A 14,880-nucleotide genomic window follows, 5' to 3' on the forward strand; every position below is an offset into this window, starting at 1 on the left:
TTCGATGATGACTTTTGTAACGTGAATTGGGTGTTGAACTTGAAAAAATTGATGTTTCGGCCTCAGCACCGCCTTACCCAGGCAAGAATCCCAATGAAACAAGCCAAAAGTCCACAAAATCAATCGATGAAGGGTTACTGTCGGCTGATCAATATTCTATATATCGTCAATCTTGATGAATTGTAACGTAACACAGAAAAAGCCGAACCATCAAGTTCAGCCCGTAGTTTAAAACCCAGCCTTATTAATCGTATATCTAACCTCGTTTGCTCTCTTTTGTTCCAGCATTTTTTAACAATTCAGCTATCTCTGTCAGTCCAGAGTCCTTGGCGAATTGCAGCAAATATTTATTGTTGACGATAGTTCGATTCGGATCGGCCCCATAGTCCAGCAATATTTTGACCATTTTGGTTGAACCTTTTTCTACCGCTTTCCATATCGCCGATTCAGTGCTTACATTTGGGTCGGCACCCGAATCCAAAAGATACTTGGCCATTTCAATATCATCATTTTCTACAGCGTAATTCAAAGCCGTTTTTCCTGCACTCATGTAGTTGGGATTGGCTCCGTGTTTCAATAGAAGCTCTATGATTTTCATATTTTTGTTTCCGGCAGCCACTAATATGGCATTGGATCGAGTGGAGTCAGCTCCATCACTTCTTCTGGCACCAAGTTTTCCCATGGTTTGGTTGAAGTCCCGCCGCTCGTTACAATTGGCCGTAAAGGCGGCTTGGATGTCTCAATTTTATCCGCAATGTAAAACATGCCTGCTGTCAGTCCGACCGTCATCAGCAGACTGCATACTGCAATCGAAATAATGAATCCGGCTCTTTTCCTTGGTACTTCTTGACGTTAACGCATGCTCTGCGGTTGATCATTCTCGGATATATTACCCCGGTTTACAGGTTTTCCGCATTGAGCACAGAAGTTTTCATCTTCGCGATACTTGCGTCCGCAATTCGTGCAAAACACGTTTTCATCTCCTCGGCTGTTTAATCAAACGGGACAACTTAAAGGAATTGATTCCAAAACAGATATGTCATTACGGACACCGCTACGAGAAATCCTGCCGCCAACATAGCCAGCCTCCCGGCCAACTGCTTATTCTTCGGTCGGTGCGTGTCTCGAATCATCTGCACTTGATCATAGAGGAATTCGATGTGCGATGCTGTCCGGGTATGTACGCCTTTAGCCTTGTCCAACTCGCCCAAGATTTCATCCATGACGGTAACGTTTTGGGCGTGGTAGATGGCCAACGTCAGGACAAGCTTGATCGTCGTCTGCTGGGCATACACATATGCCGCGACGGACAATAACTCCGGATGAATTTGATTACTTGAGAACAGTCGGCCTCGGGGAAAGGTTGAGATTTTTCCGCAAAGAGATCGGAAAACTTCATACCAGCAAGGCATTCACCACCACCGCTATGAGTGGTCGGTCGGCAGATTACCCAAATCAACCTTCTATTCGACTTTACTATCGAAACATTACAGAAGGATTCCTCGATACTCCTTACCCGCCTAGCAACGATCCAAGAATGTGACTTTATTGCCCCGCTTGAACCTTATGTGCTGGACAATCTGAACAGCACCCATACCGAAAGCATCAGGGACTTGATGAACTCCCATAATATTTTACCATTAGCGATGATACGGTTCCCCCCTCCCAATCCGAAACGCCCGATAAACCTGCTCCACCAGCATCAGCCTCACCAGCTGATGCGGAAAGGTCATCTTCGAAAACGACAGCTGCAGATCCGAGCGCTTCAGCACCTCAGCCGACAGCCCCAGCGATCCGCCGATCACAAAAGCCAGCTGGCTCCGCCCGTGCAGAGCCAGCTTGTCCATCTCCGCCGAGAGCTTCTCCGACGACCACATCTGCCCTTCGATCGCCAGCGCGATCACGTAATGATCCGGCTTGATCTGCGCCAGGATGCGCTCGCCCTCCTTGCGCTTCACTTGCTCCATCTCGCTGGCGCTCAGCTCTTCCGGGGCCTTTTCGTCGCTGACTTCTACGATCTGCAGCCGGCAGTAGGCGGAGAGGCGCTTGGCGTACTCCTCGATCCCCTCCCGCAGATATTTCTCCTTCAGCTTCCCCACGCTCACAATCGTGATCTGCATGTCTCCTACATTCCCTTCTCGTGCAACAATGCCACCTCGGCAGGTGCCCCGCATTCCCGGCAGCGCTTGTCCAGCTGCTTGCCCTCGATGGACTCCGCCCGGTACGTATCGGGTGCTACTTCGAATTCATCCACGTATTCATCGATTTGCGTATCGAGATGCTCCATGCAGACAAAACGAACCGGGTGCTCCTGATGCAGCTCTGCCTCTTTGCCGTCGATCCGAATCGATTCTCTGATTTTTTCCATCTTTCCAGCCTCCTGTGTGTTATTCATCTGTTTTCCCATTGGTCTATCTCTCTTCAATTTCTTTGGCATTTGCCCTGTTCTGCTCTATCCTCTTTTGCTTATTTCGCCCTTTCCGCTCCAGTCTATCGTCCTTTATTCTACCCCAGACGCCCTTCTTTTTACATCCATTCGCCATGACCGCCTGGCTCATTGCCCCGTACCTTCCGGCCAGCCTCACTCCCAGCAACCGAATGCAATCACAGCCCCAAGGCCAATACTAGTCGTAACAACACTGCAAAGGAGGTCTTCCCCCTGAACACCCAACGCGCGAAGGAAATCGCCGAGTCCCCGGTTATGGCCCGTGTTACCTTTAACGAAGTCCCCGTCTACATCCAGCATGTCGACGAGGATACGGAGATGGCCCGCATCTTTCCCCTCGACGAGCCGGAGAGGGAGCAGAGCGTCCCGGTCCGCAGCCTGGTTGAACATGATTAGCATGCAAAGAAGACACTGCCTCCCGCGAGTCAGCGTCTTCTTTCCTTTTACAAAATCGGCGACAGCAGCCTGGTGAGCGACTCTTGCAGCTTCGCCTTCAGCGGGCGATTCTCGTACTCCTCCCGCGTCACCTCATGGCACTCGGCCAGATCCTCCCGGAAAATTCTCTCCAGCCGCTTCGCCATCCCGGTATCAAACAAAAAGGCATTGGTCTCGAAGTTGATCTTGAAGCTGCGTATATCCAGATTGGCCGAGCCCACGGAGGCGATCTGTCCGTCGACGACCATGGTTTTGGCATGCAAAAAGCCCTTCTCATACAGATAGCAGCGCACACCGCTTTTGAGCAGCTCGCCCAGGTAGGACTGCGAGGCCCAGTAGACCAGTTTGTGATCGGCCCGGCCGGGGATCATGACCCGGACATCCACGCCGGACATCGCGGCCATTTTCAAAGCCGTCAACAGGCTCTCATCCGGGATCAGATAGGGCGACTGCAGGTAGATGCGCTCTTTGGCGTTGTAGATCATCTTCAGGTAGCCGTGCTTGATCTGCTGTTTCTCCGAGTTGGGACCGCTGGAGACGATCTGCACGCCCACCTTTCCCTTTCCCTCGATCCTGGGGAAATAGCGCACTTCATCCTCCATTCGCCGCTTCCCCTGCCCGGTCAGATTCCAATCGAGGTAAAAACGGGCCTGCAACAAGTGGACGGCGTTGCCGACGATCTTGAGATGCGTGTCGCGCCAGTACCCCAGCCTCTTGTCCAGCCCCAGGTATTCATTGCCGACGTTGAAGCCGCCGATGAAGCCGATCACGCCGTCGATGATCACCAGCTTCCGATGATTGCGGAAATTGACCCACATATTCACATACGGGATCGGGGATTGGAAAAACGCCGCCACTTCTCCTCCCGCCTCGACCAGCGGCCGGAAAAATCGCCGTGTCAGCTCCGAGGAGCCGACGGCATCGTAGAGCAGCCTCACCTTCACGCCCTGCCGCGCCCGCTCCGTCAGCGCCTGGATGAGCCGCTGTCCCAGCGCATCGTCGCGGATAATGTAATACTGCAGGTGGATATGATCACGCGCCTGGTCGATACAGGCAAACAGCGCTTCGAATTTGCCGTGTCCCTCTGTATACAAATCAATCTCATTATCCTGGGTAAACAGCGCTGCGTCGCTCACCAGATTCATGTGGATCATATTGCGGTGGTCGACCATCGCCGGATCGTGGAAGCGGATGCTGTTGGACTCAATCTCCTGCTTCTGCTTTTCCAGCGCTACCCGATAACGGGAAAATTCCCCTTCCTTCAATTTATACAGCTTTCTACGGGAAAGCCTTTGGCCAAACAAGAGGTAGAGCACAAACCCCACACCCGGCAAAAACAACAGAACCATCAGCCAGGCCCAGGTGGAGGCGATATTGCGCCTTTCCATAAAAATCAATACCGCTGCCAACAGCAGATTGATGATGGACAAGCCGGCATAGATTTGTTGAAACAGTTCCATGTCTTCTGATCCTCCCCTGTTTCCGCCTATACAGCTCTGCTCTCGAAGGTGTCCCGATCCGGACGCCAGGTGCATCTGTTTGCTCACCATTTTACACGAAGATCCCGCAGATACCTAATTTTTCTGAGGGGCCGTCTGATCCTGCCTGCTCACCCCATCAGAAGGGTGTTTTCACGGCGATTTCCCCTATGTAACACCGTTTCATACAGAAAATCAAAGAAAACTTGTTTAGACCCGTGAAACTTGTGGTAGTAACTAAATATCTGACAACCGGAGAGGAGCACTACACATCATGACGATTCGCAAAAAAGTCTTATTGGGGTTTTCCCTCATCCTATTCTTGCTGCTGCTGTCTTCCGCTGTATCCCTGTACCTGATGGGAAAGATGGGCAACGAAGCAAAAGAGATTGATGTCAACTGGTTGCCCAGCGTCGTGGTACTGGGGGATCTGAACGAAGACATTTCCAACGTCCCTGCTCTCATCTCCAAGATCGGGCTGGAAACAGATCGGGAGAAAATCGCCTCCCAGGAAGCAGACATCAATGCCCTCCTGAAGGAAATGGACCAAAAATTCAAAAGATACGAGGAAATGATTTCTTCTGAGGAAGAAAAACAACTGTACGCCGACTTTTCCCAGCAATGGGGGGCTTATCTCGCAAGAATCCCAACCGTTCTCCAAATCGCCCGCAACACCGATACCGCCAAGACCATCGAGGCCATCAACAGCACCCAAGCCCAGTGGGATAAATCCAAAGAGCTGATCATCGGCATCGTCCTGGCTTTCATCACGATGCGCGACATCAAGAAGGTGACCCATGAGATCCAGCAATCATCCGAGAGTGTCGCCAGCTCCTCCGAGGAGATCGCCGCCAGTATCGAGGAGATCGCGAGCGGCAGCCAGCATCCGTCCGCCTCGGTGAGTCAGGTATCGGATATGATCGAGCAGATGAACTAGGCTATCTCGCAGACCGCAGTAAACATCGAGCAGACGAATGAATTCGTGAGCAAGACCGTCTCTGTCGCCTTCAGCGGCGGCGAAATGATGTCCAAGTCCATCGCGGGCATGAAAGACATCACGGCCAAAGTGGACGAGCTGCTGTCCAACTCCCAGAAAATCGATCGGATCATCAGCTCCATTCAAGATATTGCGAGCCAGACCAATTTGCTCGCCCTCAATGCCTCGATCGAAGCAGCCCGGGCTGGCGAGCGCACGGCAGAGGGTTTGCGGTGGCGCTAGCGAGGTCGGCAAATTGGCCAAACAAAGCAGTGTCGCCACCCAAAGAGACGTCGGCCCGCATCGCGGAAGTAGCCGCCAGCTGCGAAGAACAAAGTGCACAGACGGCCGAAGTGATGAGAGCCGCGCAAAATATTGCGGCCATCACCCAGGAGACCTCGGCCAGCACGGAAGAAACTTCCATCGCCGTCGTCGATCTGGCCAAAATGGCCGAGAATCTGAATCAACTGGTTACCAAATTTTGACGTCGCGAAGCTGGGTTATCGGTAGGCACGATTAGCCCGTGCCCATCTGCCTTGAAAAACCGGGACTTGGCTTTCATTTCGTTGCACGCACGCATGTCGGATCGGATCGGGAGACAAGTTCCCGATTCCGCACGATCAAAAAGACGGAGGCCCCGCTTGGAGGGACCTCCGTCTCGCAATTTCCATGACACGATTACTTACTGCTGGCTGGGATTATCCAAGGTCGCGGTGGTTGTTTTCAGAAAACCATCGCGGTAATAGGTGATTTCCATCTTGTCTCCCGGCTTTTTGTTCAGCGTCAGATACTTGCGCAGCTGCGCGCTGTTGTTGATATCCTTGCCGTCCAGCTTGACGATCACATCGTACTGCTGCAGCCCGGCTTTGCCTGCTGCGGAGAATTTGCCGACAGGGCTGCTGATGACCACGCCCGCTTTTACATCATTCGGAAGGTTCAAAGTTTCTTTCCAGTGATAGCGCGGCACGCGGGTCAGATCATACGGCGTGATTCCCAATTGGGCACGCTTCAGTTCGCCGTACTGGACCAGATCCGTGACGATCTTTTTCACATCGTTGATCGGGATGGCAAACCCGAGTCCTTCGACGCCGGTTTTCGAGATTTTCATCGTGTTGATCCCGATAACTTGCCCCCGGATGTTGACCAGGGCGCCTCCGCTGTTGCCCGGGTTGATCGCGGCATCCGTTTGCAGCACGTCCAGCTCCCAGTCGTCCTGCCCGTTTTCATCAATATCGATCGGCATCGAGCGGTTCAAGGAGCTGATGATGCCTTGGGTAACCGTACGAGAAAACTCCAAGCCCAGCGGGTTCCCGATCGCAATCGCCGGCTCCCCGACTCTCAGCGTGCTGGAATCGCCCAGTTCCGCCACCTTGGTTACTTTGGCTCCGTCAATTTCAAGCACGGCCAGATCGGTAAAAGGGTCGGCGCCGAGCACTTTGGCTTCGACCGTCTCCCCGTCCGGCAGCGCCACCTGGATTCGGCTGCCCCCGGCAATAACGTGATGATTGGTAATAATCTTTGCTTTTCCGTTTTTCTTTTCAAAAATGACGCCGGAACCTTCGCCTCTCTGCTCCTGTTCCTCATTGAACCAGTTGACGACCCTGCGGATGTTGATCACGCCCACAACCGCATTCTCCGCTTTTTCCACAGCGTCCACCGTCGCGCTGCTCACCTCTACCGAAACCGGCTGCGCAAAGAGATTGGCAGCCGGATTGCTCATCGCATTCACCTTGCCCGGTTCTACCATAGATATATATCCCGATTTGGAGAGAGTAGGCAGCATCAAGAGAACGACCATTCCCCCAATTACCGCCGAAGTAATGGACGTCATCACCAAACGACCCATTCCCGGCTGACGCTTCTTCCGTTCTACATGTGCCATGTCATCGTAAAAACCCATGGTTCGCGCTCTCCTTTCTCTAGTACCTAGCTTTACAGATTTCGCCTTCCTGTATACCAATTGAAACCGTATCGTTTTTGACACTTTCAGTATACGCGCTCTTTTCGGCAAAATCGCGTGAGAAATATGGAAAGGTTGTGGAACGGCTGGGGGTATGGCTTGTCTACAAGATTTCCAGCTTCGTCGGGCGATCCGGGTATGTCTCCCGCAGGTGAATGTCATCTCCCACCTTGAGCCCGCTCTCTTCGAGGATACCCTTTACAGTCAGATGGGCCAGGTCGATCATATTATTCTCTCGGCTCAGATGCGCCAGGTATACTTTTTCGGCGCGGCCCTGCAAGATATCGATCATCGCTTCCCCGGCCGCTTCATTGGACAAATGGCCGACATCGCTGAGAATCCGCCGCTTGATGCTCCAGGGATACTGGGACATGCGGAGCAGCTCGACATCATGGTTGGATTCAAACACATAGGCATCTGCGCCGCGAATCGTCTCTTTGATCCGGTCGCTTACATACCCGAGGTCTGTCGCCACGCTCAGCTTTTTCTGGCCGTGGTAAAAACAGAAGCCCATCGGTTCGACAGCATCATGCGAGATGCCAAACGACTCGATCCCCAGGTCCTCCAGCTCCTTTTTCTCTCCCACCTCAAACAGCAGCTTCTGATCCTCGCGCAGCGTGCCGATCTGCCCTTCCAATGCAGCCCACGTCTTCTGATTGGCATAGATCGGCAAATCGTAGCGGCGGGCCATCACGCCAATCCCTTTGATGTGATCGACATGTTCATGCGTGACGAGAATCGCGCTTAGCTCTTTGGGATCCACGCCAATCTCCCGCAAAGCCGACTCTGCCTGTTTTCCAGTAATTCCCACGTCAATCAATACGGAGATACGGTCTGTCGCCACGTAGATGGCATTGCCGGTACTCCCGCTTGCCAGTACACTAAATCTCACAAAAACCCCTCTTCTCTCCGTGCCGCTTGCTTGCTTTTGTCATTTCCCCGGGAAATAAAAACCGATGAGGGGGCGTTCCTGCGCCCCGGTTATCCCGTTCACAAAGTGTTGCTTTCCATCGTGAATGATCCGCCATACCGGCGCCAAAACCTGACTTTCCGCATCGTACGAGCCGTAGTAGCCCAGCGTCACACTCTCGATTCGCTCTCCCGGCTGGATGACCTGCTTTTCTACCAAAGAGCGGATCGCCGTGTAGCCGGAGATGATCGGTCTGCTTGTCCCCTGGCTGCGAATGTTCAGGAAGGTTTGCCGGTATCCCAGGATGGTGCCGTCTGCCAGGTAGACCTCCAACGGTGCTACGAACAGCGGCTTTTTGTCGTACATCTGCCAGTACAGCAGCCGTCCCTGGTTGGACTGATACAGGTCGGCGGTATACTGCTCCGCATACATCATACGCGGCCCGATCTGCCTGAGCAGCTCACTTGGAGTGATTTGACCGTGAATCGGGATGGGTGGGTCCAGTCTGGCGGCCAGCGCCATTTTCTCGACGGTCGCCTGGATGCCCGTCATCTCCTGAAGCTCGATGGGTCCAAACCCCGTATACTCCGCGTTCAATAGGGTCATATCCGGCGTTTCTGTAGGCACTTCCGCGTCCAGCGTAATGTTGTGCTGGCTCAGGTAGTCCCTCATCTCCCATTTTTCCGCCTGGGATGCCTGCGGACTCTGCAAGTATCCCCCGCGCGTCGCGTATACCTGATACCCCAGGAATACGTCCAGCATGAGAAAGGCCCAGATTAAAATGGTTTTGGTCTTACTCCAGTCCATGGCCCGCCCCCCCTCCCTGAGTCAACTGGGCAGGAATCGTCAGATTTGGATAATTGATCAGTTCGACCACCCAGATCGGAATCAGCTCGACATACTCTTCATGGGTCACCGTCTCATACGACAAATAGGCATTCTGGATCTGATCGGTATTGGCCAGCCCTTTGTCCCGGATGTACTGGTACAACTCCGGCCCCGACATCGCCAGCCACCCCGTGCTTTGGATGTAGCGGTCCAAATCGATCAGGGAACGCTCCATCGTGACGATTTGTCCCGCTTCCACCGTCACCCGGATCGTATCGATCGGATAGCCTCCCTTGCTGTAGAGCGGATAGGCGCCCATGTACTGGCGAAAAGTGACGACATCCTTTTCGTTGTAGCTTTTTTTGATTGTCTCGAAATGAAACTCGTCCGTCCATCCCAAATGTTTGTTAATAAAGGAGACAGCCCCCTTTACCTTTTCCTCATCCGTCAGCTCGGGTGCAATCGACTGGATAACCGGATCGGTAAAGGTGATCGTTTGCTGATCGGGCCGCAGTTGAATCGAACGGCTGCCGTCCGTATAGATAATCGACTTGTCCCGCTCGACGATCTGCCTCACCAGCGTGCGGTCGAGAAAGTATGCGTCAAGCAGCTGGTTGTTGTCGATCGTTTGGTAGGCAAAGCGGAAAGATTGCATCCGCACCGGGTTTTTCGGCAGATAGTAGATCGACCCGGCCCCTCGCGCCCGCTCCAGAAAAGGAAGCACCGGCGCCCGCTGGACGACCTTCATGATCTGCTCGGGCATCGTGTTGCCTGCCGGCAGATAGGACTGCCGCAAATCCTTGGGACTGATCGATGTGCGGCTGCGCAGGACCTGCTCTTCCCCGGAGAGGATGAACAGCGCGTAGACGAGATCCTCCTCTTCTTCGTAGTAGAGCACCAAACGGTCGATGCCCTTCCCCTTGTCGCTGATCTCATCACGAAAGGTAACCAGCTTCCCCACGACAGAGAGAGGGATGCTGTTGCGAAAGCGAATCTCGATTCCCGGCTTTTCCCGGGCAATTTCCTCCCACTTTTCAATCTTGAGGATGTAGGGGGTAAACTCCAGAAAGATCCATTTGGACATCTCATCCCGGATCATCCGGTACTGGCCATCGGTTGCCGTAGCCCGGGTATGCCGGTCATCTCCGTAGTGAAAGACGACAGACTCCGGAGCGACCAGCTCCTCCAGCTGCTTTTCCCTGACCGGCTTGGACTCCTTGTACTGTGCCGGCTCGATAAATTGGAGATTGGGCTGGTTCGTCCACAGCAGGGCCGTCAGACAAAAGCTGGACAATACCAGTACCGTGAGCAACAGGGTCTTCACTGGTTCAATCCACCGCTTCATCCCGCTGTCCCTCCTCTGTAGAACGGCACCCAAAACGTAACGGTGGTCCCCTGATTCACTTCGCTCTCAATATCGATCTCGGCTCCATGGGCCTCAACCAGCTCGCGGGCAATCGCAAGACCCAGTCCGGTTCCTCCCTGGCCGCGCGAACGCGCTTTGTCCACCCGATAGAACCGCTCGAAAATCCGCTTCAAATCGCGCTTGGGAATGCCGATTCCCGTATCCGTGATCGAGATATACAGACGTTTCAGATGACGATTGGCCTGCGCCATCAACACGACCGAGCCTCCCTCTGGGGTATACTTGACCGCATTGGACAGTAAATTATCCAGGACCTGGTTGATCGCATCCCGGTCGACATAGATCGGTGGGAGATTTTCCGCCACTTCCAGGCGGAGCTGGACCCCCTGCTGTTCGCCAAACATGGAGAAGCGATCCGCCGCATAGCGCAGCAGCTGATTGGCATCCGTCTCCACGTACCTGAGATGGATGCCTTGCGAATCGAAACGCGAGAGCTGGAGCAGGTCATTGACCAGACGAATCATCCGCTCCGTCTCCGACATGGTCACCTTTAAAAAGCGGTTGGAGAGCTCCGGGTCCTGGGCAGCGCCATCCAGCAATGCCTCCACATAGCTTTTAACAGTTGTCAGCGGTGTCCGCAGCTCGTGCGAAACATTAGCCACGAACTCCTTGCGCTGCTGGTCCAGCCGCTGCTGCTCCGTCACGTCCTGCAGCACCGTGATGATGCCGCCCCGCTTTCCGCTGTCGTGCTGGAGCGGGGTGAAGGTCACACGCAAGATCAGCACTTCGCGATGCGGCAGCATCATCTCGATAATCAGCGGCTCCACCTGAGCGTGGAGCGGCATTTCCTCCTCCGGCGGCAAGCGGAGAAGATCGTACAGCGTCAGTTCCTTGTCCGCGCATTCACCCATGGTAACCTGGAGCATCTCTTCGGCGGCGCGGTTCATCAGCATGATCTGTCCGTCCCGATTGGAGGCGACCACGCCGTCAGACATGTTCCGCAGGATCCCCGCCAGTTTTTCCCGCTCTTCTTCCTGCTGCATGATCGCTTCCTTCAGCCGGAGCGTCATATGGTTAAAGGCCATCCCGAGCTGGCCGATTTCATCATCACTATATACTCTTACATTTCTATTGAAATCTCCGTCAGAAACGGCGCGAGCCTGGCGTGTCATCTCCTTGACCGGCGTCGTGATCGTCCGAGCCAGGACCACGCCCAGCGCGGCTGTCAATATCAGCGCGATCATCGTCCCCGAGGCCAGAATTCCGTTCATCTTGCGAATCGTCGTATAGGTCCCCTCCATCGAGGCGGCCATATAGACGGCACCGTAGACGATATTGTCGCCTTTGACGGGCAGTACGAGGATTTTGACCCGGTCTCCGGTGCGGGGATCGATTCGGGTCGATTCGCTGCGCGTCCCCAGGAGGGCAATCGTCACCTCTGGCTGGGAATTGCGCTGGCCGATCGTCCGCTTGTCTTCGGTCGTGCTAATGACCGTTCCATTTGAATCGATGACCCTCACATTGGCGCCATTCAGCTTGACCAAGTGGGTGATCAGGTTGTCGATGCCTTGGCGTACTTCTTCGGGGCTTTGCTCCTTGCCTTCGTTTGGCCGCAAGTACCCCTGCGACAGTGTGGCCAACAGGCTCGCCTGCGCGTTCAGCGTTTCGGAAAAATTGTTCAGATAGTAGCTCTCTACTTCCCGGGCGAAGTACGCGCCAATAAACTGCATCGCCATCAGGATCAGCAGCATGTAGATCACAACCATTTTCCACTGAACCGTTTTGAACAGGCGAAACACGCGAAACAGAGGGATTGACCTCATCCCAGATTGCCTCCCGGGTTGCGCATGGTGTAGCCGAGTCCCCGTCTCGTGATAATGTACCGGGGTTGACTCGGATCGTCTTCGATTTTTTCACGCAGGCGCCGAATCGTCACGTCCACCGTACGTACATCTCCGAAGTAGTCAAAGCCCCAGACAGATTGCAGCAGATGCTCACGCGTCAGCACCTGCCCCTGGTGACGAGCCAGATAGACCAAAAGTTCAAATTCCCGGTGAGTCAGATCGAGCTGCTCCCCCGCCTTTTCAATCGTATACGACTGGGTGTCGATCTCCAGTTCATGGATCCGCAGCACGTGATTTTCTTGTTCCTCGCTCTTCGGCTGTTGGCGGCGCAGCTGCGCTTTGACGCGGGCTACCAGTTCCCTGGCACTGAAAGGTTTGGTGACGTAATCGTCCGCCCCGAGCTCTAGCCCCAGCACCTTGTCCACTTCCGAGTCTTTTGCGGTGAGCATGATGATCGGCACATCGCAGGTCTGTCGTACGGAACGGCAGACGTCCATGCCGTCCCGTCCGGGGAGCATCACATCCAGCAGGATCAAATCCGGCTTTTCCTCCTGAACGAGCAGAAGAGCCTCTTCCCCGTCGTAGGCACAGACGACCTGGTACCCTTCTTTTTCAAAGGTAAATTTCAAAATATCGGCAATCGGTTTTTCGTCGTCTACTACCAGGAGTTTTGCCATCTCGCTCTCCCCCTTCTGTATCGTAATGGATTCCACTTGATCCATGAGATATCCTTCACAGCGCTACCAGCCCGGTCAGCGCCGCAGTTTTACGAGACACACCTCCTCTTATTGTAACAGACAGCTTCGCTCGGCGCTCCCTCCCGCAAGCAGAAAAAGGGCCCTCTCTGCGGGAGAGAAGCCCTTTGGATAAATTTGCTTACACTTTTCTGTTTATTTAAGGAAACGAATCGGGTTCTGGGCTCGTCCATTCTGTAAGACCTCAAAATGCAGGTGAACACCCGTCGATTGTCCGGTAGACCCCATGACGCCGATGGTTTTGCCTTGCGCGACCACATCGCCCACTTTGACGCTGATGGAGCGGAGATGGCCATAACGCGTCTGCATGCCATTGCCATGGTCGATCAAGACGGATTTGCCGTAGTTGCCGTCCCATCCGGCGGAGATGACCCGTCCGTTGTCTGCCGCCCGTACGGCGCCAGATCCGGCAATATCGATCCCCTTGTGGAGACGTCCCCACCTCATGCCGAAGCCGCTGCTGATGCTTCCTCTTGCCGGCCAAGCCAGACGGCCTGTCCCACGCGATGGAATCACTTTCGTGCCTCGTTCGACGATTTTGACCAGAGGCTGGCTGTCTACCTGCTGATCCAGTACTTTTCGCTCGACCACTTGTCCATTTTCTTTAATGACCAGATAGCGGACCGTTTTGCTGCCTTCTTTCCCTTCTTGGACGACCTTGGTTTCCCCTTTTGGCAGCTTGTCGTTGTTTTGGAATTGCGTGGTGTACGGAATCGATTCTTTTTGCGTAACCTCTTCCTTCACCTGGACGGTTACCAGCGGACGCAATGCCGTCACATTGATTTGCTGCCCCAGTTGAAGCACCGTATTTTCGGTAATGCCAGGGTTGTTGGCATAAATGTCTTTTGAAGTGATACCGTATTTCTTGGCGATGCAGCCGACGCAGTCACCCTCGACGACGGTATGGATGACTTCCTTGAAAGTCCCTTTGGACAACAGCTCCTCCAGCTTGTCCACTGGCAAGACCTGTGCGGCTGTCACCGAATCATTCTCCAGCTTTACCTCTTCCTTGATCGCCACTTCCACCGCAGGCGCTGCTTTCGGCTGTCCGATTGACGCCGCGGAGACCGTCAGCTTTTTCCCTTGATCTTGCGGGATGCCGGAGAATTTCTCCTTCACGATGTTCAAAGCCTTCTCGGCCGCCTCTTTGTTTTCGGCATAGCCGACCACTTTTCCATCCACGACCAATTTGACAGCCTCGACTTTGATGTCGGCTACTTCCGACAGTGCTTTGAGAGCTGCCTCGTTATCAAATTTTGCCTTGTATTCGGTTTCTTCCGTAAACGTTATGTAGTCAGACATGGTCAGGTTGAGGCCGTGCTTTGCCTTTTCCTCTTCCAACTTTGCCTGTGTCCAGGAATGGATCACCTGCGGATCGCTCACGACTCCGATCTCTTGCCCATTCACCGCGACGTGATAAACGGTAATGATGTTGCTCTTGTAGTAATAGTTGGCCGATGCCCCGATCGCTGCCGTCAGCAGCAATCCTGCCGCAATCGTAAGGGTTTGCTTTTTGTTAGTACGGACAAACGTGCTTGCTCGCTCGACCGCGTATTTCGCAGCTCGGCTGCTTCTCTCGACAAACTGCTTTGTCTGATTTTGCAGCTTGGCCATCCAATCGGCCTTTTGCATACCTTGTCCCTCCTGAAAACAGATACATCTCCTTCACGAACGTAACTATTTGGAATTTTTGTACATATTTGTTAGGTCGAAATTACCACATATTCGTTTCCAATTATCTACCATATTGCCTAAAGAAAGCAACTATGTCGACTTTACCACAAAAATACCGACACCATCAAGTGTAAAATACCGTCGAATAGATTTTTGCCTTTTGCCCCATAATAGGTACACACTATCTGGAAGTTTTTATCATCAGGGA

The 14,880-nt window shown here is 53.6% G+C and carries 17 protein-coding genes; 4 read left to right on the forward strand and 13 right to left on the reverse strand.

The window, feature by feature from the left end; all coding sequences use genetic code 11:
• Positions 1 to 256: 256 nt before the first annotated feature.
• From JD108_RS21865 to JD108_RS21885, 5 genes are all read right to left on the reverse strand, one after another.
• The gene (locus tag JD108_RS21865) at positions 257 to 682 is read right to left on the reverse strand and encodes an ankyrin repeat domain-containing protein (protein WP_198827998.1); all 426 of its coding nucleotides are present in this window, start codon (positions 680 to 682) and stop codon (positions 257 to 259) included.
• Between the two features lie 170 nt (positions 683 to 852).
• Positions 853 to 972, reverse strand: a complete 120-nt coding sequence (locus tag JD108_RS22905; RefSeq protein ID WP_198827999.1) for a zinc-ribbon domain-containing protein — start codon at positions 970 to 972, stop codon at positions 853 to 855.
• Between the two features lie 38 nt (positions 973 to 1,010).
• Complete coding sequence (locus tag JD108_RS21875; protein ID WP_198828000.1) at positions 1,011 to 1,313, reverse strand: hypothetical protein; 303 nt, start codon at positions 1,311 to 1,313, stop codon at positions 1,011 to 1,013.
• A 327-nt stretch (positions 1,314 to 1,640) separates the two neighbouring features.
• Positions 1,641 to 2,120 (reverse strand): 23S rRNA (pseudouridine(1915)-N(3))-methyltransferase RlmH, encoded by a 480-nt coding sequence (rlmH, locus tag JD108_RS21880; protein WP_198828001.1) that lies wholly within the window; start codon positions 2,118 to 2,120, stop codon positions 1,641 to 1,643.
• A 5-nt stretch (positions 2,121 to 2,125) separates the two neighbouring features.
• The gene (locus JD108_RS21885) at positions 2,126 to 2,368 is read right to left on the reverse strand and encodes a CxxH/CxxC protein (RefSeq protein ID WP_198828002.1); all 243 of its coding nucleotides are present in this window, start codon (positions 2,366 to 2,368) and stop codon (positions 2,126 to 2,128) included.
• 291 nt (positions 2,369 to 2,659) lie between these two features.
• Between JD108_RS21885 and JD108_RS21890 the strand changes: the two genes are divergently transcribed.
• On the forward strand, positions 2,660 to 2,842 hold the full coding sequence (locus JD108_RS21890; RefSeq protein WP_198830231.1) for a small acid-soluble spore protein H: 183 nt from the start codon (positions 2,660 to 2,662) through the stop codon (positions 2,840 to 2,842).
• A 47-nt stretch (positions 2,843 to 2,889) separates the two neighbouring features.
• Here JD108_RS21890 and cls read toward each other — a convergent pair whose 3' ends face one another.
• A complete protein-coding gene (gene cls, locus JD108_RS21895; RefSeq protein WP_198828003.1) occupies positions 2,890 to 4,341 on the reverse strand; it encodes a cardiolipin synthase in 1,452 nt (483 codons plus the stop codon).
• 292 nt (positions 4,342 to 4,633) lie between these two features.
• Between cls and JD108_RS21900 the strand changes: the two genes are divergently transcribed.
• The 3 genes from JD108_RS21900 to JD108_RS22510 are packed head-to-tail and all read left to right on the forward strand — an operon-like array spanning position 4,634 to position 5,820.
• Positions 4,634 to 5,296, forward strand: a complete 663-nt coding sequence (locus JD108_RS21900) for an MCP four helix bundle domain-containing protein (RefSeq protein ID WP_198828004.1) — start codon at positions 4,634 to 4,636, stop codon at positions 5,294 to 5,296.
• Positions 5,297 to 5,341: 45 nt separating this feature from the next.
• A complete protein-coding gene (locus JD108_RS22505) occupies positions 5,342 to 5,578 on the forward strand; it encodes a methyl-accepting chemotaxis protein (RefSeq protein ID WP_323958394.1) in 237 nt (78 codons plus the stop codon).
• Positions 5,569 to 5,820 carry a hypothetical protein gene (locus tag JD108_RS22510; protein WP_228728454.1) on the forward strand — a complete coding sequence of 84 codons (252 nt, stop codon included), beginning with the start codon at positions 5,569 to 5,571 and terminating at the stop codon, positions 5,818 to 5,820. The genes JD108_RS22505 and JD108_RS22510 overlap by 10 nt, the downstream gene beginning before the upstream one ends.
• Before the next feature lie 197 nt (positions 5,821 to 6,017).
• Here JD108_RS22510 and JD108_RS21910 read toward each other — a convergent pair whose 3' ends face one another.
• The 7 genes from JD108_RS21910 to JD108_RS21940 all read right to left on the reverse strand — a co-directional run bounded on the left by JD108_RS21910 (position 6,018) and on the right by JD108_RS21940 (position 14,630).
• Positions 6,018 to 7,235 (reverse strand): S1C family serine protease, encoded by a 1,218-nt coding sequence (locus JD108_RS21910; RefSeq protein ID WP_198828005.1) that lies wholly within the window; start codon positions 7,233 to 7,235, stop codon positions 6,018 to 6,020.
• A gap of 163 nt (positions 7,236 to 7,398) precedes the next feature.
• Positions 7,399 to 8,187 carry an MBL fold metallo-hydrolase gene (locus JD108_RS21915; protein WP_198828006.1) on the reverse strand — a complete coding sequence of 263 codons (789 nt, stop codon included), beginning with the start codon at positions 8,185 to 8,187 and terminating at the stop codon, positions 7,399 to 7,401.
• Positions 8,188 to 8,226: 39 nt separating this feature from the next.
• Entirely contained in the window at positions 8,227 to 9,012 is a 786-nt protein-coding gene (locus JD108_RS21920; protein ID WP_198828007.1) for a two-component system regulatory protein YycI, read from the reverse strand.
• The gene (locus JD108_RS21925; protein ID WP_198828008.1) at positions 8,999 to 10,378 is read right to left on the reverse strand and encodes a YycH family regulatory protein; all 1,380 of its coding nucleotides are present in this window, start codon (positions 10,376 to 10,378) and stop codon (positions 8,999 to 9,001) included. Before JD108_RS21925 ends, JD108_RS21920 begins: the two co-directional genes overlap by 14 nt.
• A complete protein-coding gene (gene walK / locus JD108_RS21930; protein WP_228728247.1) occupies positions 10,375 to 12,222 on the reverse strand; it encodes a cell wall metabolism sensor histidine kinase WalK in 1,848 nt (615 codons plus the stop codon). Before walK ends, JD108_RS21925 begins: the two co-directional genes overlap by 4 nt.
• Positions 12,219 to 12,920 (reverse strand): response regulator YycF, encoded by a 702-nt coding sequence (gene yycF, locus JD108_RS21935; protein ID WP_198828009.1) that lies wholly within the window; start codon positions 12,918 to 12,920, stop codon positions 12,219 to 12,221. The genes walK and yycF overlap by 4 nt, the downstream gene beginning before the upstream one ends.
• Before the next feature lie 213 nt (positions 12,921 to 13,133).
• Complete coding sequence (locus tag JD108_RS21940) at positions 13,134 to 14,630, reverse strand: LysM peptidoglycan-binding domain-containing M23 family metallopeptidase (RefSeq protein WP_198828010.1); 1,497 nt, start codon at positions 14,628 to 14,630, stop codon at positions 13,134 to 13,136.
• Positions 14,631 to 14,880: the final 250 nt, after the last annotated feature.

Origin of the sequence: Brevibacillus composti (assembly GCF_016406105.1) — a bacterium.
GTDB lineage: Bacteria > Bacillota > Bacilli > Brevibacillales > Brevibacillaceae > Brevibacillus > Brevibacillus composti.

Bases quoted from the DNA above. Each gene is read 5' to 3' on its own strand.
- rlmH (WP_198828001.1), bottom strand. From the start codon at position 2,120: ATGCAGATCACGATTGTGAGCGTGGGGAAGCTGAAGGAGAAATATCTG.
- JD108_RS21920 (WP_198828007.1), bottom strand. From the start codon at position 9,012: ATGGACTGGAGTAAGACCAAAACCATTTTAATCTGGGCCTTTCTCATG.
- cls (WP_198828003.1), bottom strand. From the start codon at position 4,341: ATGGAACTGTTTCAACAAATCTATGCCGGCTTGTCCATCATCAATCTG.
- JD108_RS21885 (WP_198828002.1), bottom strand. From the start codon at position 2,368: ATGGAAAAAATCAGAGAATCGATTCGGATCGACGGCAAAGAGGCAGAG.
- JD108_RS21900 (WP_198828004.1), top strand. From the start codon at position 4,634: ATGACGATTCGCAAAAAAGTCTTATTGGGGTTTTCCCTCATCCTATTC.
- JD108_RS21940 (WP_198828010.1), bottom strand. From the start codon at position 14,630: ATGCAAAAGGCCGATTGGATGGCCAAGCTGCAAAATCAGACAAAGCAG.
- JD108_RS21925 (WP_198828008.1), bottom strand. From the start codon at position 10,378: ATGAAGCGGTGGATTGAACCAGTGAAGACCCTGTTGCTCACGGTACTG.
- JD108_RS21865 (WP_198827998.1), bottom strand. From the start codon at position 682: ATGGGAAAACTTGGTGCCAGAAGAAGTGATGGAGCTGACTCCACTCGA.
- walK (WP_228728247.1), bottom strand. From the start codon at position 12,222: ATGAGGTCAATCCCTCTGTTTCGCGTGTTTCGCCTGTTCAAAACGGTT.
- JD108_RS21910 (WP_198828005.1), bottom strand. From the start codon at position 7,235: ATGGGTTTTTACGATGACATGGCACATGTAGAACGGAAGAAGCGTCAG.
- yycF (WP_198828009.1), bottom strand. From the start codon at position 12,920: ATGGCAAAACTCCTGGTAGTAGACGACGAAAAACCGATTGCCGATATT.